Here is a 19340-nt window from a genome sequence, read left to right as displayed (position 1 = left end):
GCTGAATGGGAAGAAGTCGATGAACACATCGGTTTTCATTACAAGAGTGGTGCTCAGGAATTACAAGAGCATCGGGTTCTGCGATGCTCGGTTTGGGCCCTTAACCTATCTTGTTGGAGCGAACGGTTCGGGAAAAAGCAATTTTCTCGATGCGTTGCACTTCGTTCGCGACGCACTTTCCAGTTCGCTTGATAATGCTCTTAATGAGCGGGGCGGCTTGGGGGAGGTGCGACGTCGCTCCAGTGGGCACCCGAATCACTTCGGGATTCGCCTGGAGTTTCGACTCAAGAATGACCTGTACGGTCACTACGCCTTCAATATCGGGGCGCTGGCCGGTCGAGGGTACGAAGTTCAGGCAGAAGAGTGTGTTATCGGAGGTGTCGGCAAAGGCCCTTTTTTTCAGATCGAAGGTGGGCGGTTGAAAGCGAGCAGTGAGCCAACGTTTCCTGCGATTACCGCCGATCGGCTGGCACTGGTTGCGGCGTCGGGTCTGCAGGCCTTCCGGCCGGTTTTTGACGCGCTGACGGCGATGGGTTTCTATAATCTCAACCCCAAATTGATGAGGGAGTTGCAGAAGCCGCAGGAAGGACGTTTGCTCAAGCCCGTTGGAGAAAACATCGCCAGCGTCATCGGCCATCTTGAACGCGTTGCGCCCGAACAACTCGGGATCGTTCAGGAATACCTGCAAACCGTGGTGCCTATGGTGCACGGCGTCGAGCGAAAGCAGATTGGCCCGATGGAAACCCTTGAATTCAGGCAGGAAATGGCAGGAGCGAAGCATCCTTGGCGATTTTTGGCGCAGAACATGTCCGACGGAACCTTGCGAGCCTTGGGCGTGCTGGCTGCATTGTTTCAGGGGAATCCCGATTATTCGCCGAGTCTGGTGGGGATCGAGGAACCGGAAACGGCGCTGCATCCCGCGGCCAGCGCGGCGTTGCGCGAGGCGTTGGGAAAAGCGTCCGGGCAAACCCAGGTGATCGTCACCAGCCATAGCCCCGATCTGTTGGACGATCTGGCGCTGAGTTCGGATTCATTGTTAGCCGTCGTTTCCGATCGGGGAGAAACGCGGATTGCTCCGTTGGATGATGCCTCGCGCGACGCGATCCGCCAGCAGCTTTTTTCAGCCGGTGAGTTGCTGCGTTTAAATCAGCTGGTTCCCGATCCTGCCGATCTTGCGGCACAGGAACAGCGCCAAACCGACCTGTTTGGGGAATCTCTTTTATGAGCGGTGTCGCGGCCATCGTCGAGGGGGATGGGGAGGTTGCCTCATTGCCCATATTGTTGCGGCGTTTGAACCAATGGTTAACGCCGGAAAGGCCTACGCAGGTTCCTGCGCCGATACGTGTACACCGCGATCGATTCCTGAACCGCGAAGAGGAATTTCGCCGGCATCTGCTTCTCGCTGCCGCAAAATGCGGCGAACAAGGCTGGATTCTGGTGCTGCTGGATGCCGACGATGATTGCCCTGCGCAACTTGGACAACAGATTCTGGAACGGGCAAGGCAGGTCGTACCGCATCGGCGCATCTCCGTTGTGCTGGCTAACCGAGAGTACGAGGCCTGGCTTATCGCTGGAGCCCGTTCTTTGAGCGGTCAGCGCGGTTTTTCTTTCGGGGAAGCAGAGGCCATTGATGCCGAAACGCCCAGAGACGCCAAAGGCTGGATAAAAAAGCACATGGCTTCCCGGTCCTATGGCGAAACGACCGATCAACCAGCGTTTTCTTCACGGGTCGATTTACAGCAGGTGTTTGAGGGCAGTCGCTCTTTCCGGAAACTGTGTTCGGAGTGGAAGACGCAAAGCGCATGACCCTCGACTACGCCACCCTCGACGCCCTGCGCAGCCACCATCCCGCATGGCGGCTCTTGCGTTCGGATCATGCGCCGCTCGTTGCGAGTTTTCTTGAACGGGTGTTCGTCATGCCCAACGTGCGCGTCATGGCGGCGGCCGATCTGGCCGAGGCGCTGGAAGATGAGTTGTATGCCTTGCGTCAGCACTTGGGCGACGACGCTTTCCCGAAAAGCGCGCGCGACTACCTGAACGACTGGGCCGCGCCCGACAAGGGCTGGTTGCGCAAGTTTTACCGGCAAGGGTCGGACGAGGCGCAGTTCGACCTGACGCCGGCGACCGAGAAGGCGATCGCCTGGCTCGGCACGCTGACCGAACGCAGTTTCGTCGGCACCGAATCGCGCTTGCTGACGCTGTTTCAGCTTCTGCGCCAGATGAGCGAGGGGAGCAATCCCGATCCGGACAAGCGGGTGGCCGAGTTGCAGAAGCGGCGCGACGAAATCGACGCCGAGATTGCCCGCGTGCTCGGCGGCGACATGGCGCTGCTCGACGAGACCGAACTCAAGGACCGTTTCCAGCAATTCACGCAACTGGCGCGCGAACTCTTGGGCGACTTCCGCGAAGTCGAACAGAATTTCCGCCGGCTCGATCGCCGTGTGCGCGAGCGCATCGCCTTGTGGGAAGGCAGCAAGGGCGCGCTGCTCGAAGAAATCATGGGCGAACGCGACGCGATTGCCGATTCCGATCAAGGCAAGAGTTTTCGCGCCTTCTGGGATTTTCTGATGTCCAGCCGTCGCCAGGAGGAACTGACCGGCCTGCTCGACGACGTGCTGGCGCTCGAACCGGTGGCCGCCATGCGGCCCGACGCCCGTCTGCGCCGCGTGCACTACGACTGGCTGGAAGCCGGCGAGCACACGCAGCGCACGGTGGCGCAACTCTCGCAACAACTGCGCCGCTTCCTCGACGATCAGGCCTGGCTGGAAAACCGCCGCATCATGGACCTCCTGCACGGCATCGAAACCAAGGCACTGGCCTTGCGCCCGCATCCACTGGCCGGCGAGGTGATGCACATCGCCGAAGCAGTGGCCGACATCGAACTGCCGATGGAACGTCCGCTCTACCAACCGGCCTACAAGCCGAGTCTGGCCGACATCGAGTTGCAGGCCGGCGATGACGATCTTGACGCGGCCTCGCTGTATTCACAGATCGTTGTTGATTCCGCGCAACTGGCGCGCAACATCCGGCAGTCGTTGCAGGGACGCTCGCAAATCAGCCTGCACGAACTGATCGACGCGCACCCGCTGCAGCATGGACTCGCCGAGCTGGTGGCCTACCTGCAACTGGGCAGCGGCGCGTTCGTCAGCACCAGCGATGAAACCGTGACCGACGAAATCCGCTGGTCCGTCACTGCCGACGACGGCGCGGTAATCCACAAAACGGCGCGCTTGCCCCGCCTGATTTTTGTCCGAAAAAACGCGGTAATCGCTTGATGGCTGCGTGACCATGCAAATTTCCATGACCTTTCCCGAAAACGATTTGCCGGGTGTTGAGCCCGAGATTCAGCCCCGGCCTGAGCTATCGACGCTCGTGATCTCTCTGCTCAAAGGCGTGATCTACCGCGAAGCCGACGAGCGCTTGTGGGGCGCGCTGCTCGACTTGCGGGTGCCGGTGCGCGATTACGTGGCCGTGCTGGCGCTTGAACTGATCGTCGACGAGGCCGAAGGCTACGCTTTCCTGAAAAGCCGTCAGGAGGCGGGCGAAGACGAGGCTGGTGCTGGCTCCGCCCCCAAGCCGCCGCGTCTGATCGCCCGGCGTCCGCTCTCTTTCCCGGTCAGCCTGCTGCTCGCGCTGCTGCGCAAGAAATTGCTGGAATTCGACGCCGGTGGTGGGGTGGCAAGCGGCGACGGCGGCGTGCGTCTGGTGCTCACGCGCGACGACATCGTCGAGCTGGTGCGCGTCTTCCTGCCCGCGTCGAGCAACGACGCGCGGCTCATCGACCAGATCGAAACGCACATCAACAAGGTCGTCGACCTCGGCTTCCTGCGCCGCCTCAAAGCAGGCGCTGGCAGCCCGCCGACCTTCGAAGTGCGGCGCATCCTCAAGGCCTTCGTCGATGCGCAGTGGCTCGCCGAGTTCGATTCCCGGCTGGCGGGGTATCAGGCCCAACTGGCAGGCGAGTCCGACATGGCCGGAGATACGGGTGATCGATAAGGCGTTTGATGCACCGAGCGGCGAGCTGGATTTTCCGGGTGACGGGGCGGAGGGGAGTCTCTCCGGCTTTCGCCTGCAACGCCTGGAAGTCTTCAACTGGGGTACCTTCGATGGTCGCGTATGGACGCTGACGCTCGACGGACGCAACGCGCTCTTGACCGGCGATATCGGTTCGGGCAAATCGACGCTCGTCGACGCGCTGACCACCCTGCTCGTACCGGCGCAGCGCATCGCCTACAACAAGGCGGCTGGCGCCGATGCCCGCGAACGCACGCTGCGCTCCTACGTACTCGGCCATTACAAGTCGGAACGCAACGAAGTGACCGGCGCCGCCAAACCGGTGGCGCTGCGCGACAACAGCAGCTACTCGGTGATCCTTGGCGTCTTCCGCAACGCCGGCTACGACCAGACGGTGACACTGGCGCAGGTGTTCTGGATGAAGGAAGCGCAAGGGCAACCGGCGCGCTTCTTCCTTGGTGCTGAACGCGAGCTGTCGATTGCCGAGCATTTCTCGAATTTCGGCGCTGATATCACCCGGCTGCGGCGCAAGCTGCGCGGACTCGGCGCCCAGATCGAGGACAGCTTTCCGCCCTATGGCGCCTGGTTCCGGCGTCGCCTTGGCGTCGGGCGGGGCATGGGGAATGACGGTGAACAAGCGCTGGAACTCTTTCACCAGACGGTTTCGATGAAGTCGGTCGGCAACCTGACCGACTTCGTGCGCGGCCACATGCTCGAACCGTTCGACAACGCGCCGCGCATTGGCGCGCTGATCGGGCACTTCGACGACTTGAATCGCGCGCACGAAGCCGTGCTCAAGGCCAAGCGCCAAGTGGAACTACTTACGCCGCTTGTCGCCGATTGCGACCAGCACCAGCGGCTCTCGGCGGAAATCGACGCCCTGCGCGCCTGCCGCGAGGCGCTCAAGCCCTATTTCGCCGAACTCAAGCTCGGCTTCATCGACCGGCGTTTGCAACTGCTCGCCGCCGATGGCGAACGCCTGACGACGCAACGCGATCGCCTCGCCGAGCAGCGCGACACCCAGCGGCGCGAGGAAGATCGCCTGAAGCGTGCCGTGGCCGAACAGGGCGGCGACCGGATCGAACAACTGGCAGCGGAAATCCGCGAGCAGGAGCGCGAGCGTACCCGCCGCCAGCAACGCGCCGAGCGTTTTTCCGCCTTGCTCGACAAGCTGGACGAGCCGGCGATCACCGACGAGCCGGCCTTCGCCGCGTTGCGTCAGGCGGCCGGTGCGCGCCGCGAAGCCTTGGCGCAGCAGGAAGCCGACCTCCAGAATCGGGTGATGGAATGGGGCGTCGCCCTGCGCGACGGCAAACGTGAGCACGACGCGCTGCGCGCCGAAATCAACAGTCTCAAGACGCGGCTGTCCAACATCCCGGCGGCGCAGGTGGCGATGCGCGCCGCGCTGTGCGAAACCATCGGGATTGACGTCGCCGCGATGCCGTTTGCCGGCGAGTTGTTGCGCGTGCGCGAGGAGGCACGCGTCTGGGAAGGCGCGATCGAGCGCGTGCTGCACAATTTCGCGCTCGCCTTGCTGGTGCCCGACGCCCATTACGCGGCGGTGGCGGCGTGGGTCGACCGCACTCATCTGGCGGGGCGGCTCGTGTATTTCCGCATCCGGGGCGTGCGCGCCGACGAATTGCCGGCGTTGCACCCCGATTCCCTCGTCGTCAAGCTGGAGATCAAGGACGATTCGGCCTTCTTCGGCTGGCTCGAACGCGAACTGGCGCACCGCTTCAACTATGCCTGTTGTGCGACGCCGGAACAGTTCCGCCGCGAGACGCGCGCGCTGACGCAGAACGGCCAGATCAAGGCGCCCGGCGAGCGCCACGAGAAGGACGACCGGCACCGCCTCGACGACACCAGCCGCTACGTTCTCGGCTGGAGCAACCTGGCGAAGATCGCCGTGCTCGAAGTTCAAAAGCGAGTAATCGAGCAGAAGCTCGGCAAGATCGCCGGCGATATTTCCCGAACGCAAACGGCGCAACGCATGTTGCGCGAGCAGCTCGAAGCGCTGGCGGCGCTGGCCGAATTCATTGATTTTCGCGACCTTGACTGGGGCGCTTGTGCTGCGGCGATTGCCCGCCTGCAGGAAGAAAAAGACCGGCTGGCGCGTGCCAGCGACACGCTGCGCGAACTCGCCGCCCAGCTCGCGGCCGTGCAGACGACGCTGGCCGACAGCGAGGAGGCCATGACGCGGCTTGTCGGCGAGATCGGTGGCGTCCGCGTGAAAGCCGAAGCGGCCGAAGCGCTACGGCAGGAGACCGCCGCGCTCGTCGTGAACATTGCCCCGGCGCCGCGCGAGCAACTGGCGGTCTTGCGTGAGGAAGCACTCGGCGAGCATCAGCTATCTGTCGAATCCTGCGACAAGCGCGAACACGAACTGCGCGACTTCATCCAGACGCGGATGGATGCGGAGACGCGCCGGCTGGCGCGGCTGGCCGAAAAAATCGTCAAGGCCATGTCGGCCTTCAAGGAGGACTACAGGCTCGAAACGGCCGAATTCGACGCCAGCGTCGACGCGGCGGCCGAGTACCGGCAACTGCTCGATCAACTGGGGCGTGACGACCTGCCGCGCTTTGAAGCGCGTTTCAAGGAACTGCTCAACGTCAATACGATCAACGAAATCGCCAATTTCAACGCCCAACTGGCGAAGGAGCGCGAAACGATCAAGGAGCGCATCGGGCGGATCAACGAATCGCTGACGCAGATCGACTACAGCCCGGGGCGCTTCATCGTGCTCGAATCGCAGCCGACTCCCGATGCCGACGTGCGCGACTTTCAGGCGCAACTGCGCGCCTGTACCGAAGGCGCTTTGTCCGGTGCGTCGGGGGACGAAGACGCCCAGTATTCCGAAGCCCGCTTCATGCAGGTCAAGGCCATTATCGACCGGTTTCGCGGGCGCGAAGGCTTGTCGGACCTGGATCGGCGCTGGACGGCCAAGGTCTGCGACGTGCGCAACTGGTTCCTCTTCGCTGCCAGCGAGCGCTGGCGCGAGGACGGTAGCGAATACGAGCACTACTCCGATTCCGGCGGAAAATCTGGTGGGCAGAAGGAGAAACTGGCCTATACGGTGCTGGCCGCCAGCCTTGCTTACCAGTTCGGTCTCGAATGGGGTGAAATCGGCAACACGCGTGGAGCCGCGCGTTCGCGCTCGTTCCGCTTCGTGGTCATCGACGAAGCCTTCGGGCGCGGTTCCGACGAATCGACACAGTACGGGCTGAAGCTGTTCCGGCAGCTCAATCTGCAACTGCTGATCGTCACCCCGCTGCAAAAAATCCACGTCATCGAACCCTTTGTCGCCAGCGTCGGTTTCGTCCATAACGAAGACGGCCGCTCGTCGCGCCTGCGCACCCTGTCGATCGAGGAGTACCGGGCGGGGAAAACGGAAGCGGTGCCATGAGACGGGTAGTCATTTTGGGCGGAATGGATCAAATCTTTACCACCAAGCCACCAAGAGCACAAAGATTTACCAAGAAAACAGGGATTTATCTTGGTGCTTTCTTGGTGTCTTCGTGACTTAGTGGTTCGCCTTTTTCGTGGACCATTTGCTAAGAAATATCTGCCGTCTTCCACCCCAATTCTTTTTTAGTGAACACTCGAATAACCGTGCGTAAAACTCACCTCCAACCGATCGGCGTTGCTTCGTCCGATGAAAAACCGCTCTTGTCGAAAGCGCAAAAATCCTTCAATTCCTTGATCAAGCAAATCGGGACGCAGCGTGCGTTGCTTGCGGAATGGGAGCACGCGATTCCCCGCTATCAGGAGAAATACACGCGCGAATTCGTGCCGTTATCGGAGGCTCTTACAGACTTTCAGGAGAAGATGGTCTATCGCCTTGACGTCGCGTGGGACGGGAAAGGGCTGAGCAAGCCCGAGAAAAGTTTTCTTTCGATGTTCATCGCCGATATGGCATTGGTGCTTTGCCAGCAACGGGAAGGTAACGAGGCGCTCAAAGCGATCTACACCAAGCATTCCGGGGAGGATTACGACCGGAAGGAAGCCGAGGGCATGCAAGACATCCACGCGATGATGGAGGATGTTCTCGGGATCGACCTGGGCGAGGAAGCGAGCACGATGTCGCCTGAGGAATTGCTGGCGCACGCGAAGGCGAAAATGGAGCAAATGGCGCAAAGTCGGGCCGAAGCGGAGGAGGCGCGTCGAGCTACGCGGAAAAAATCGGCCAAGCAACTGGCCAAAGAGGCAGAGAAAGAATCGGCCGAAAAACAGGTCAGCCAGTCAATCCGCGAGGTTTACCGGAAGCTGGCCAGCTCGTTGCATCCGGACCGCGAATCCGATCCTCTGGAGCGCGAGCGCAAGACCTTGCTGATGCAGCGCGTCAACGACGCTTATGCGAGCAACAACCTGCTGACCTTGCTCGAACTTCAACTCGAACTGGAACACATCGACCAGTCTGCCATCGATTCGATCAGCGAAGAGCGGCTTGTCCATTACAACAAGGTGCTCAAGGAGCAGGTTGCCGAATTGAAGCAGGAAAATCTGCGTGTCGAAGGCGAATTCAAGATTCGGTTCGGCATTGATCCGTTTGCACGTCTATCGCCAAGAACGATCCTGCGCGACCTTGAAATCGACATCATCGAATTACACACCGCGAATCGCGGGATCGAGGAGGATTTGGAGATGTTCGGCGAGATCAGGAACATTAAGGCCTGGCTCAAGGAGATGAAGAAGGAGATGGCGCAGGATGTCCCGCATGATTTGTTCAGAGATCTACTGGGCGGTTTTTGAGCCAATCAATGAAACTCAAGTTCTGACATGGCCTGGACGACGGCAAGCGATCTGAAAGCGCAGGTGGCGCGCCTTTGGGAGCGAGGCGAGTTGTTGCGGACGCTGGTTGGTGGTGAATCACGCTGTTCATCCCATTTTCCGCTGCGCCTCACGCTCAAGGGGCCGGATTCGTCGGAGCTTGCCGAACGCTTCGACGCCGTGCGCCAATGGATCGCCGCGCTCGCCGCCGTGCCGCGCCTGCGCATCGAATGGCGCGAACTCAATCACCGCGTGCTCGGCGCGCAGCGGCTGCCGCAGTCGCTCTGGCTCGATACGGTCGACGATGCGTTGGCGATGATCGGCAAACGCGGCGAAGCGGCGCGTTTTCTGGCGCTGTTTGCGCAAACAGCTGAGCGGAATGCCGCGCTGCTCGCGTGGCTCGTCAAGCGTCCGTTGTCGGCGCTCGAACTCGCGGACGACTGGCCGTGCCTGCTCGATGTCGTCGACTGGATGGTCGCGCATCCGCGCCCCGGCCTCTATCTGCGTCAGGTCGACCTGCCCGGTATCCACAGCAAATTCATCGAAGCGCATCGCGGCGTGCTCGCCGAGTTGTTCGACCTCGCGCTGCCGGCGTCGGCCGTGGCCAGCGAGTACACCGGCGTTGGCCGTTTCGCCGCACGCTACGGCTTTCGCGAAAAACCGGAGCGCATCCGCCTGCGCGTGCTCGACGAACGCATCGCCCTGTTACCGGGCGTCGCCCTGCCTGATCTCACGCTCGATGCCGCCAGCTTTGCCCGACTTGATGCACCGATCAAACGCGTCTTCATCACCGAGAACGAAACCAACTTCCTCGCGTTTCCGCCGGCCGAATCGGCCATTGTCATTTTCGGCGCCGGTTACGGCTGGGAGGCGCTGGCTGGCGCGCAATGGCTGTCGCGCTGCGCGATCCACTACTGGGGCGACATCGACACGCACGGCTTCGCTATCCTCGACCAACTGCGGCGGCGCTTCGCCCATGTCGAATCGTTCCTGATGGACCGGGCGACGCTGCTCGCGCACCAAGCGCTGTGGGGCGAAGAGCCGGAGCCCGTCGTCCATGACCTGCCGATGCTCACCGAAGCCGAGCGCGCCCTGTACGACGAACTGCGCGACAACCGGATTCGCGAGCGTCTGCGTCTGGAGCAGGAACGGGTGGGGTTCGCGTTTGTCCGTTCGGTCGTGGCGAACCTTGTTGTCGGATCCCTATAATGACGGCCATTTCCGCTTCTCAGAACCCGTTCCGACAAGGAATCAGAGTATGACTGACACCGTACCCGTCAAACTCACCAACCCGCCTCCCGGCTACGCCGACTGGCTGGCCGAGCTGAAATCCCGCATCCATACCGCCCAGCAACGCGCCGCGCTGGCGGTCAATCGCGAGTTGGTGCTGCTTTACTGGCAGATCGGCCGCGATATTCTGGCGCGGCAGGCCGAGCAGGGCTGGGGCGCGAAGGTGATCGAGCGGCTGGCGCTGGATCTGCGGAATGCGTTTCCGCTGATGAAGGGTTTTTCGCCGCGCAACCTCAAGTACATGCGGGCGTTTGCCGAGGCGTGGCCGGATTCTGAATTTGTGCAAGAGGTGCTTGCACAATTGCCTTGGTATCACCAGTTGGCGTTGCTGGACAAACTGCCTGACAGCGAAAGCCGCCGCTGGTATGCCGCGAAGGCCATTGAGCACAACTGGTCGCGTAACATCTTGGTGATGCAGATCGAAACCCGGTCACGGGAGCGCAGCGGCGCGGCGGTCACCAACTTCGAAACTCGCCTGCCCAAGCCGCAGTCTGACCTGGCTCGTGAGTCGCTGAAAGATCCTTATCGTTTCGACTTTTTGGGACTGACCGATGAGGCGCAGGAGCGTGAAATCGAAAATGCGTTGGTCAGGCACGTCACCGAGTTTCTGCTGGAGTTGGGCGCGGGGTTTGCGTTCGTCGGACGGCAGGTGCTGCTGGATGTGGGCGGAGACGAGTTTTTCATCGACCTGCTGTTCTATCACCTGAAGCTGCGCTGCTATGTGGTGATCGAACTCAAGGGAGGTAAGTTCAAGCCCGAGCACTTGGGGCAGCTTGGATTTTATCTGACGGCCGTGGATCGCCAGGTCAAGAGCGAGCAGGACAATCCCACCATTGGCCTCTTGCTCTGTAAAAGCAAAAACAAAGTGGTCGCCGAGTACGCCTTGGGCGACAAGACCCAGCCGATGGGTGTTGCCGAATATAAACTGCTTGAATCGTTGCCTGCCGAGTTGCAAACGAGCCTGCCAAGCATCGAGCAGATCGAGCGCGAACTGGAGGGGCTGTAAACCGTGCTTGCCTATCTTCTTCGTCGCCTGCTCTACGCCATCCCGATCCTGATCGGCGTAAACCTCATTACCTTCGCTTTGTTCTTCATCGTCAATACGCCGGACGACATGGCGCGCATGCAGTTGGGCGTCAAGCGCGTGACGGCGGAGGCCATCGAAAAATGGAAGGCGGAGCGCGGTTACGACAAGCCGTTGTTCGTGAATGCGAAGGCGCCGGGTGTCGACGTGGTCACCGATACCATCTTCTTTTCCAAGTCGGCGCGCATGTTCGTCGGCGACTTCGGGCGCGCCGAAGATGGGCGCGACATCACCAAGGAAATTACGTCGCGCATGGGGCCGTCGCTGGCGATTGCCTTGCCGACTTTCATTCTCGGGCTGTTCGTCACGGTGAGCTTCGCGCTGTTGCTGGCGTTTTTCCGTGCGACCTATCTCGACTTCTGGGGCGTCGTGCTGTGCGTGGCGATGATGTCGATTTCCGGGCTGTTCTACATCATTGGCGGGCAGTATCTGATCAGCAAGCTGTGGCGGCTGGTGCCGATTTCGGGCTACACAGCCGGGCTGGATGCATGGAAGTTTCTGATTTTGCCGGTGCTGATCGGCGTGATTTCCGGCATCGGCTCGTCGGCGCGCTGGTACCGGACGATTTTTCTGGAGGAAATCGGCAAGGATTACGTGCGCACGGCGCGCGCCAAGGGGCTTTCCGAAATCACTGTGCTGTTCCGCCATGTGCTGAGGAACGCCATGATTCCGATTCTGACCGGCGTCGTCGTGGTGATCCCGCTGCTGTTCATGGGCTCGCTGCTCACCGAGTCGTTCTTCGGCATCCCCGGCCTCGGCAGTTACACCATCGACGCGATCAACGCACAGGACTTCGCCGTGGTGCGGGCGATGGTTTTCATCGGCTCGGTGCTCTACATCGTCGGGCTGATCCTGACCGATATTTCCTATACCTTCGTCGATCCGAGGATTCGTTTTGAGTAAAAATCTTCACCACCAAGCCACCAAGAACACAAAGAGGCACCAAGAAAAGCAAAAGTCTTTCAAGGTTTTTCTTGGTGAAACTTGGTGCCTTGGTGACTTGGTGGTTCGCTTTTCATGACTTTGCTTCCCATCCTCCTTTGGTCCGACCTGTTGATCTGGCTGCTGGTGCTGGCCGGCGCGGTGCTCGGTGTGTTGTCGTGGCGCAATCCGCCGTTGCGGGCGGCCTGGCGGCGGGTTGGGCGCAGTCGGCCGGGGATGGCGTCGGCGACGGTGCTGGCAGCTTTCGTTCTGGTCGGATTGCTCGATTCGTTGCACTACCGGCCGCGTCTTGAAAATGGCGATCTAGGCCAGCCGGCGGCCTATGCGATCGAAGTGCTTTCGGCGCTCGACGCCATCGCCGAACCGCTGCGCTCGCGCAACGAAAAAACCTATTCGGCGCCGCTGGCGACGCGGGCTTACGCCAAGGAGTCAATCGAAGTGCGCGGGGCCGATGGTCGCGTGCAGACGACGCGCGAGTTTCCGCGCCTGAAGTTCGGCGGGTTACATCTGGGCGAGGAAGAGGGCACGCGCGATGGCGACGTGCTAACTCGTGTGCTGACGGCGGAAACTTTCGCACTCGGGATTCTGGCCGTGGTATCGCTGGGCGCCGCGTGTTTTGTGGCTCGCCGAGGACGGGTTACGGTCGGTCGCGCATGGCGCAACCTTTGGCGCGGCGAAACGGAATTCGCCTGGAACGCCGTGCTGGTGACGCTCGGCGTGCTGTTGCTGACGCTGCTGCCGGTGCTTTTCCTGTGTGTCGATTACCACGTCTTCGGCACCGACAAGGTCGGGCAGGACGTCTTCTATCAAATCCTCAAGAGCGTGCGCACGGCGCTGGTGATCGGGCTGGTGACAACGCTGGTGACGCTGCCGCTGGCCATCGGGCTGGGCATCCTTGCCGGTTACTTCCGTGGCTGGGTCGATGACGTGATCCAGTACCTCTACACCACGCTTTCTTCGATCCCCGGCGTGCTGCTGATCGCCGCCGCCGTGCTGATGATGCAGGTGGTCATCGACACGCATCCGCAATGGTTCGCCACCGCCGCCGAGCGCGCCGACCTGCGCTTGCTGGCGCTGTGTTTCATTCTTGGACTGACGAGCTGGACCGGCCTGTGCCGTCTGCTGCGCGGCGAGACGCTGAAGTTGCGTGAGCTGGAATACATCCAGGCGGCACAGGCGTTCGGCGTTGCGGATTTCCGTATCCTGTTGCGCCACATCATGCCGAATCTGATGCACATCATCATCATTGCGCTGGTCATGGATTTTTCCGGGCTGGTGCTGGCTGAAGCGGTGCTGTCCTACGTCGGCATCGGCGTCGATCCGAGCATGATCAGCTTCGGCACGATGATCAACAATGCGCGCATGGAGCTGGCGCGCGAGCCGATGGTCTGGTGGTCGCTGGCCTCGGCCTTCACCTTCATGTTCGCGCTGGTGCTCGCCGCCAACCTGCTCGCCGATGCGGTGCGCGATGCTTTCGACCCACGCATGGCAGGATCGTCATGAACGAAGAACAGAACCCGATTCTCGCCGTGCGCGATTTGCGCATGGGCTTTGCCAACGGCGTGCGGCATGCGCAGCGCGTGCTGGCCGCCGTCGATGGCGTGAGTTTCGACGTGCATGCTGGTGAAACGCTGGCGCTGCTCGGCGAATCCGGTTGCGGCAAGTCGGCGACGGCATTGTCGCTGCTGCGGCTGCTGCCGGCGGCCGGGCGCGTCCTCGGCGGTGAGGTGCGCTTTGAAGGCAGCGATCTTCTGCAATTGCCGGAAGCCGACATGCGCGCCGTGCGCGGCGGTGGCATGGCGATGATCTTCCAGGAGCCGGCGACGAGCCTCAATCCGGTGCTCACCGTCGGCCGGCAGATCGACGAAGTGTTGGAAAAGCATTTGAGGCTGACCGGAGCGGCGGCGCAGGCGCGGGCGCTGGAACTGCTCAAGGCGGTCGGTATTGCCGATGCCGAACGGCGGTTGTCGGAGTATCCGTTCCAGCTTTCCGGCGGCATGAAGCAGCGCGTGATGATCGCCGTGGCGCTGGCCGGTAATCCGCGCCTGCTGATCGCGGATGAACCCACGACGGCGCTCGACGTGACGATCCAGGCGCAGATTCTCGACCTGTTGCGCCGGCTGCAGGCCGAGCGCGGCATGGGCATGCTGTTGATTACGCATGACCTTGGCGTGGTGGCGCAGATGGCGCACCGGGTCGGCGTCATGTACGCCGGCGAAATCGTCGAGGAAGCGCCGCGCGAGGCGTTTTTTACCGAGCCGCGCCATCCCTATACGCAAAAGCTGTTTGCTGCGCTGCCGGATTTGTCGCGCCGCGGTGGAAAACTCGAAACCATCGCCGGTCAGGTGCCGCCGCTTTCGGCGATGCCGGCTGGTTGCCGTTTCGCGGCGCGTTGCCCGCATGCGTGGGAGCGCTGCCGAGAGGAATCGCCGGCATGGACCGATCTGCAGGACGGCCACCGCGTGCGCTGCCACTGGGTGGAGGAACAGCAGCGAGGAGAATCCCGTCATTCCGGCGAAAGCCGGAATCCAGAGGCGCATCCCTGGATCCCGGCTTTCGCCGGGGTGACGGTTGCAGTAGAGCGGCTGTTGGAGGTCGATAACCTCCGCGTGCATTTCCCGATCCGGCGCGGTTTCTTCCAGCGCGTTGTCGGTCATGTGAAGGCTGTCGACGGTGTTTCGCTGGAACTCGCGCGTGGCCGGACGCTGGCACTGGTCGGCGAGTCGGGTTGTGGCAAGACGACGGTTGGCAAGGCCATCCTGCAATTGATCAAGCCGACCGAGGGGTCGGCCGTGCTCGACGGACTCGAACTGACCGGCCTGTCGCGTAGGGCGCTGCGGCCGCTGCGCCGCCGCATGCAGATGATTTTTCAGGATCCGTTCGCTTCGCTCAATCCGCGCCTGTCGGTCGGCGACATCATCGCGGAAGGGATGAGTGCGCTAGGCGTGGTCGGTCGGGCCAAGGAGCTGGAGACGGCGATTGGCGCGTTGCTGGAGCAGGTGGGTTTGCCCGCCGATGCGGCGCATCGTTACCCGCACGAATTCTCCGGTGGTCAGCGGCAGCGCATCGCCATTGCCCGCGCGCTGGCCGTGCAGCCGGAGCTGATCGTCTGCGACGAGCCGACGTCGGCGCTCGATGTGTCGGTGCAGGCGCAGATTCTCAACCTGTTGAAATCGCTGCAGGAGCAACTCGGGCTGGCCTATCTCTTCATCACGCACAACTTTGCCGTGGTCGAGTATCTGGCGCATGAGGTGGCGGTGATGTACCTCGGGCGCATCGTCGAGCGCGGCACCGTTGATGAAGTGCTGCATTCTCCGCGGCACCCTTACACGCGGGCCTTGCTGTCGGCGGTGCCGAGTCCGCGTCTGGATGGTTCGCCGGAGATCATCCGTTTGCCGGGTGAGACGCCTTCGCCGGCCAAGCCGCCGAAAGGGTGCCACTTCCACCCGCGCTGTCCGCAGGCGTTCGATGTGTGCCGCGTCAATTACCCTGAGCCGCGTCAGGCCTCACCGACACAAGTGGTCCGCTGCCATCTGGTCGCGCCGTAGCCGCGCGTAGATCCCTGAGAAAAAGGCCGGGGATCTTTCCTCCGGCCTTTTGCACGTTCCTTTTGCCTTTTCTGTCTTACCGTGTGTTGTAGTCGAGCAACCGGCCTTCGATGATCTGGCGTGCCACTTCCTCCGGCACTTCTTTTTCCCAGTCGCCGCGACCGTGTCTTAGCCCTTCGAGCACCTCGGCTGCATCGGTATGCATGTGGCTGTCGTCGAGCGGGGTGAGCGAGATCATCTTGCCATTGACCTTGAGGTGTTCGAGCAGGTAGCGCAGATTGGCCGGTACTTGCACGTTGTCGAGCGTGATCTGGTCGGAGGCGTGCGTGCCGCTCGGGCGCGAGGGGTAAACGTAAACCACGGTGTTGTCCGGGAACAGTTTGCCGAAGGCTTCGAGAATGCCGCCTTCGAGGCCTTCGTAGTATTTTTCGTCGAACAGGTAGTGGAAATCCCGCACCGAGAGAACGAAGCCGATCGGCTTTTGCGTGTAGCGGCGCAGGTAGTCGCGCAGACGGAAGTAGCGCAGGTAGTCGGAAATCATCACCGTATAACCCTGTGAGCCGAGAAGCTCGATGCGGGCGAGGAAGTCGGCATCATCGACGTTGTCGTCCCTGACCAGGGAATTCATCGTGACTTCGGCCAGCGAGATGATCTTGTCCTGGCTATCCTCAAGTGCGGTGTGCTCTTGAAATTGGTTGAGCGCCGACGACATCATGTCGACGTTGACGCAGGTGAGCGGCTTGAAATGGCCGCGCATGATCATCACCGGGTGGCGATAGAACAGCTCGCCGGGTACGACGACTTCGCCGGCCGGATTGAAGACCACGGCCCGCGTCAGCCAGCTGCGGATGAGGTGGAGATTCATCAGACGGTTTTCGACGTCGTCGAAATAGGGGCCGGAGAAGTTGATCAGGTCGATCTCGATCCGGTCCGAGCCGAGGCCGTCGGCCAGGCATTCGACGATCCATTCCGGTTGCTGGTAGTAGTAGAAAGCGCCGTGGATCAGGTTGACGCCGAGAATGCCGAGCGCGTCGGCCTGCTGGGCGTTGTCGTTGTCGAGCATGCGCACGTGCAGGATGATGTCGCTCGGTTCGGCGCCGGGGTGAAGCTGCAGGCGGATGCCGATCCAGCCGTGACATTCGTTCGTTTGCTTGAAGCTGCGGGCGGTCACGGTGGCGGCGTAAGCGAAATATGTCGTGTTTTTCGGACGCGAAGGGCCGACACGCGTGACGACCTTGGTGAATTCCTTGTCGAGCATTTGCAGTACCCGCTCGCGGCTGACGTAGCGGTCAACGTGCCCATAAACGTCGTCGCTCACGGCCATGTCGTAGGCTGACATCGTTTTTGCGATCGTGCCTGCCGCTGCGCCCACGCTGAAGAAACGGCGGGCAACTTCCTGACCGGCACCGATCTCGACGATCGTTCCATACTTGTATTTGTCGAGGTTGAAGTTGAGCGCTTTCTGGTCCGTGGTAAGTGACGTGTCACGTTTAAGCATGAATATCTCCGGTTCGATGGATCGATCGTGCGATGGTTTGCCCAGGGTGGGGGCGGCTTCCCGGTTTGTTGACGGAAGCGGAAATGCGGGGCATGACTGACACCGTCATGCCGATGGCTGACCATGAAGGACGCCGTCAAAATATCACCGAGGAAGTAGCCGTCGCAAGCGTAACGGAAGGAAGCCGTTTCGCTACCGTGGCGAGTGTTGCTTCCTGTTCGAAATGTGGGTGAGAAGAGATACTGAAGGCCGGCCCAATCCGAATTGGGCCGGATCGGGCCAGTGCTTAACGCCGTGTTTTTTTCCGACCGTCGGCTTCAGTCATTCCGTGCCAGCTGGATGGTCAGCGTCTTGCCGGGCTTGAGCGTGGCGGGGGTGATGCGGTTGGTGCGCATCAGGTCGTTCGTGCCGACATTGAAGCGTTTGGCGATCGAATAGATCGTATCGCCCGGCTTGACGGTGTAGCGGGCGACCTTCGAGGATTTCGCAGTGTCTTTTTCTTTGCCCGATTTGTTCGCTTGCTTCGCGGGCCTGTCATCCTTTTGTGCGCCGGCCTTGCTGGACTTTTCCTCCGCCTTCCGGACGACCTTTTCCTGTTTTTCTTCAGTCTTCTTCGATGGCTTCTCGGCGGCGAGTTGCAGGCGGGCGCCGGCGGTCAGCTTGCCACTCTTCAGCTTGTTGAGTTTCTTGATTTCGGCGACCGTCATCCCATAGCGCTTGGCGATGGCCGGTAGCGTGTCGCCCTTGCGGACGGTGTGGGCACGCGGCGCGGGTGCTGATGCTTCCTTGGGCTCGGCGACGACGGGTTGTTCCGGCAGGTCGGGCAGGGCGTCGAGTGAACCGCTGCCGTCGTTGCCGGCGACCAGAAGAGTCAGTCCGGGTTTCGGTTTTATCTTGCCGTTGAGGCCATTGACGGCCCGGAGGTTGGCCACCGTCATGCCGAAGCGGGGCGCGACCTTTTCCAGCTTGTCGCCGGGGCGCAGTGTGTAGGCCTGCCAGGACGAGAGCGGCTTGTTGCTGTTTTCGTGCTCTTCAAGGTTGTTGATGAAGGTGTCGAGCTTTTCGGCCGGAATCACCATTGGCGTGTCGGATTGGATGACCGGGCGGTTGTGGGCCGGGTTGAGTGCGACAAATTCCTGCACCGGCATTTCAGCGAGTTTGGCGGCTACCTTGATGTCGATGTCGGTGTTTCTGGTGACGGTCCCGAAATACGGCTGGTTGGGAACGCGCGGGATGCGCAGTTCGGCCATCAGCGCCGGGTCGCTGAAGATGTTCTTGAGCGCCTGCAGCTTGGGGACGTAATTGCGCGTTTCGGCCGGCATGGTCAGGCTCAGGTAATCGGTCGGCAGCCCTTGCGCACGATTTTTGGCGATGGCACGGCCGACGGCGCCTTCACCCCAGTTGTAGGAGGCGAGCGCCAGATGCCAGTCGCCGTGCATTTCGTAGATCGACTGCAGGTAGTCGAGGGCGGCGCTGGTCGACGCGACGATGTCGCGGCGCTCGTCCTTCCACCAGTCCTGATCGAGCTTGTAGCGTTTGCCGGTGGCGGGGATGAACTGCCAGAGGCCGGAGGCGTGCGAGCGCGAGTACGCGGTCGGATTGAAGGCGCTTTCGACCATCGGCAGCAGGGCGAGCTCGGTCGGCATGCCGCGCCTTTCGAGTTCCTCGACGATGTGGTGCATGTAGAGGCGGCCGCGTTCGACCATCCGGCGCAGGTAATCCGGCCGGTTCTGGTAATACTGCATGTGGTGCAGCACGAGGTCGTTGTAGATGTCGGGCATGGCGAAGCCCATGCGGACCCGCTCGAACAGATCGGACGTGTCGGCCGTCAGGTCGATCGTTTCGGCGGTGGCCGGGGCGACGGGTATTTCGACAACCGGCAGCGGTTGCCCGGCCGAAGCCTGGGAGAGCGCGGCCAGCGTTATTGGCGGCTCGCGGCCTTCCGCTCCGCGGGGCGACAGGGTGAGCGAGGAAGAGAGAGAAGATTCGCCGGTATCAAGGTCGACGGCCATGGCCGGATGGCTGGTGGCTAAGGCGAGTCCAGCCATTGCAAAAAAGATTCGTAGCGTCATCCGTGATTCCTGTACTTGTCCGCTCCGGAAGCGTCGGGAGAAGCGGCCGTCCCGCAACGCCGGGATCGCCGAGCGAATTTATGTTTGCAATCGCGGGATTATAGCCCACGCTGAAATGATTCAGC

Annotated in this window: 13 protein-coding genes; 11 read left to right on the top strand and 2 right to left on the bottom strand. The window is 61.6% G+C overall.

The annotated features are described in order from the left end of the window. Window positions 1-19: 19 nt before the first annotated feature. From GH659_RS09935 to GH659_RS09885, 11 genes are all read left to right on the top strand, one after another. Window positions 20-1225, top strand: a complete 1206-nt coding sequence (locus GH659_RS09935) for an AAA family ATPase (protein WP_153111251.1) — start codon at window positions 20-22, stop codon at window positions 1223-1225. Beyond that, entirely contained in the window at window positions 1222-1806 is a 585-nt protein-coding gene (locus GH659_RS09930) for a DUF4276 family protein (protein WP_153111250.1), read from the top strand. Before GH659_RS09935 ends, GH659_RS09930 begins: the two co-directional genes overlap by 4 nt. Next, on the top strand, window positions 1803-3275 hold the full coding sequence (locus GH659_RS09925) for a DUF3375 domain-containing protein (RefSeq protein WP_153111249.1): 1473 nt from the start codon (window positions 1803-1805) through the stop codon (window positions 3273-3275). The genes GH659_RS09930 and GH659_RS09925 overlap by 4 nt, the downstream gene beginning before the upstream one ends. Window positions 3276-3300: 25 nt before the next feature. Then, on the top strand, window positions 3301-3996 hold the full coding sequence (locus GH659_RS09920) for a DUF4194 domain-containing protein (RefSeq protein WP_153111248.1): 696 nt from the start codon (window positions 3301-3303) through the stop codon (window positions 3994-3996). Then, on the top strand, window positions 3986-7417 hold the full coding sequence (locus tag GH659_RS09915; RefSeq protein WP_246167799.1) for an ATP-binding protein: 3432 nt from the start codon (window positions 3986-3988) through the stop codon (window positions 7415-7417). The genes GH659_RS09920 and GH659_RS09915 overlap by 11 nt, the downstream gene beginning before the upstream one ends. A 206-nt stretch (window positions 7418-7623) precedes the next feature. Continuing rightward, a complete protein-coding gene (locus GH659_RS09910; RefSeq protein ID WP_153111246.1) occupies window positions 7624-8763 on the top strand; it encodes a J domain-containing protein in 1140 nt (379 codons plus the stop codon). Window positions 8764-8790: 27 nt separating this feature from the next. Beyond that, on the top strand, window positions 8791-9990 hold the full coding sequence (locus tag GH659_RS09905; RefSeq protein ID WP_153111245.1) for a DUF3322 domain-containing protein: 1200 nt from the start codon (window positions 8791-8793) through the stop codon (window positions 9988-9990). Between the two features lie 49 nt (window positions 9991-10039). Continuing rightward, complete coding sequence (locus GH659_RS09900) at window positions 10040-11077, top strand: PDDEXK nuclease domain-containing protein (RefSeq protein WP_153111244.1); 1038 nt, start codon at window positions 10040-10042, stop codon at window positions 11075-11077. Between the two features lie 3 nt (window positions 11078-11080). After that, window positions 11081-12058, top strand: a complete 978-nt coding sequence (locus GH659_RS09895) for an ABC transporter permease (protein ID WP_153111243.1) — start codon at window positions 11081-11083, stop codon at window positions 12056-12058. Between the two features lie 114 nt (window positions 12059-12172). After that, a complete protein-coding gene (locus tag GH659_RS09890) occupies window positions 12173-13600 on the top strand; it encodes an ABC transporter permease (protein WP_153111242.1) in 1428 nt (475 codons plus the stop codon). Further along, window positions 13597-15645 (top strand): ABC transporter ATP-binding protein, encoded by a 2049-nt coding sequence (locus GH659_RS09885; protein WP_153111241.1) that lies wholly within the window; start codon window positions 13597-13599, stop codon window positions 15643-15645. Before GH659_RS09890 ends, GH659_RS09885 begins: the two co-directional genes overlap by 4 nt. A gap of 76 nt (window positions 15646-15721) precedes the next feature. Here the strand turns inward: GH659_RS09885 and GH659_RS09880 are convergent, their stop codons facing one another. Beyond that, window positions 15722-17143 carry a TonB-dependent receptor gene (locus tag GH659_RS09880; protein WP_153111240.1) on the bottom strand — a complete coding sequence of 474 codons (1422 nt, stop codon included), beginning with the start codon at window positions 17141-17143 and terminating at the stop codon, window positions 15722-15724. A 317-nt stretch (window positions 17144-17460) separates the two neighbouring features. Beyond that, window positions 17461-19215 (bottom strand): LysM peptidoglycan-binding domain-containing protein, encoded by a 1755-nt coding sequence (locus tag GH659_RS09875; RefSeq protein WP_170285867.1) that lies wholly within the window; start codon window positions 19213-19215, stop codon window positions 17461-17463. Window positions 19216-19340: the final 125 nt, after the last annotated feature.

The organism is Propionivibrio limicola (assembly GCF_009469695.1).
Lineage (GTDB): Bacteria > Pseudomonadota > Gammaproteobacteria > Burkholderiales > Rhodocyclaceae > Propionivibrio > Propionivibrio limicola.
The sequence above is the reverse complement of the archived record's forward strand: the minus strand, read 5'-3'. Positions and strand labels throughout refer to the sequence as shown.

What these genes read in the sequence shown, in the direction of transcription:
- GH659_RS09935 (WP_153111251.1), top strand. Translation starts at nt 20, where the DNA reads ATGAACACATCGGTTTTCATTACAAGAGTGGTGCTCAGGAATTACAAG.
- GH659_RS09930 (WP_153111250.1), top strand. Translation starts at nt 1,222, where the DNA reads ATGAGCGGTGTCGCGGCCATCGTCGAGGGGGATGGGGAGGTTGCCTCA.
- GH659_RS09925 (WP_153111249.1), top strand. Translation starts at nt 1,803, where the DNA reads ATGACCCTCGACTACGCCACCCTCGACGCCCTGCGCAGCCACCATCCC.
- GH659_RS09920 (WP_153111248.1), top strand. Translation starts at nt 3,301, where the DNA reads ATGACCTTTCCCGAAAACGATTTGCCGGGTGTTGAGCCCGAGATTCAG.
- GH659_RS09905 (WP_153111245.1), top strand. Translation starts at nt 8,791, where the DNA reads ATGGCCTGGACGACGGCAAGCGATCTGAAAGCGCAGGTGGCGCGCCTT.
- GH659_RS09900 (WP_153111244.1), top strand. Translation starts at nt 10,040, where the DNA reads ATGACTGACACCGTACCCGTCAAACTCACCAACCCGCCTCCCGGCTAC.
- GH659_RS09890 (WP_153111242.1), top strand. Translation starts at nt 12,173, where the DNA reads ATGACTTTGCTTCCCATCCTCCTTTGGTCCGACCTGTTGATCTGGCTG.
- GH659_RS09885 (WP_153111241.1), top strand. Translation starts at nt 13,597, where the DNA reads ATGAACGAAGAACAGAACCCGATTCTCGCCGTGCGCGATTTGCGCATG.
- GH659_RS09880 (WP_153111240.1), bottom strand. Translation starts at nt 17,143, where the DNA reads ATGCTTAAACGTGACACGTCACTTACCACGGACCAGAAAGCGCTCAAC.
- GH659_RS09875 (WP_170285867.1), bottom strand. Translation starts at nt 19,215, where the DNA reads ATGACGCTACGAATCTTTTTTGCAATGGCTGGACTCGCCTTAGCCACC.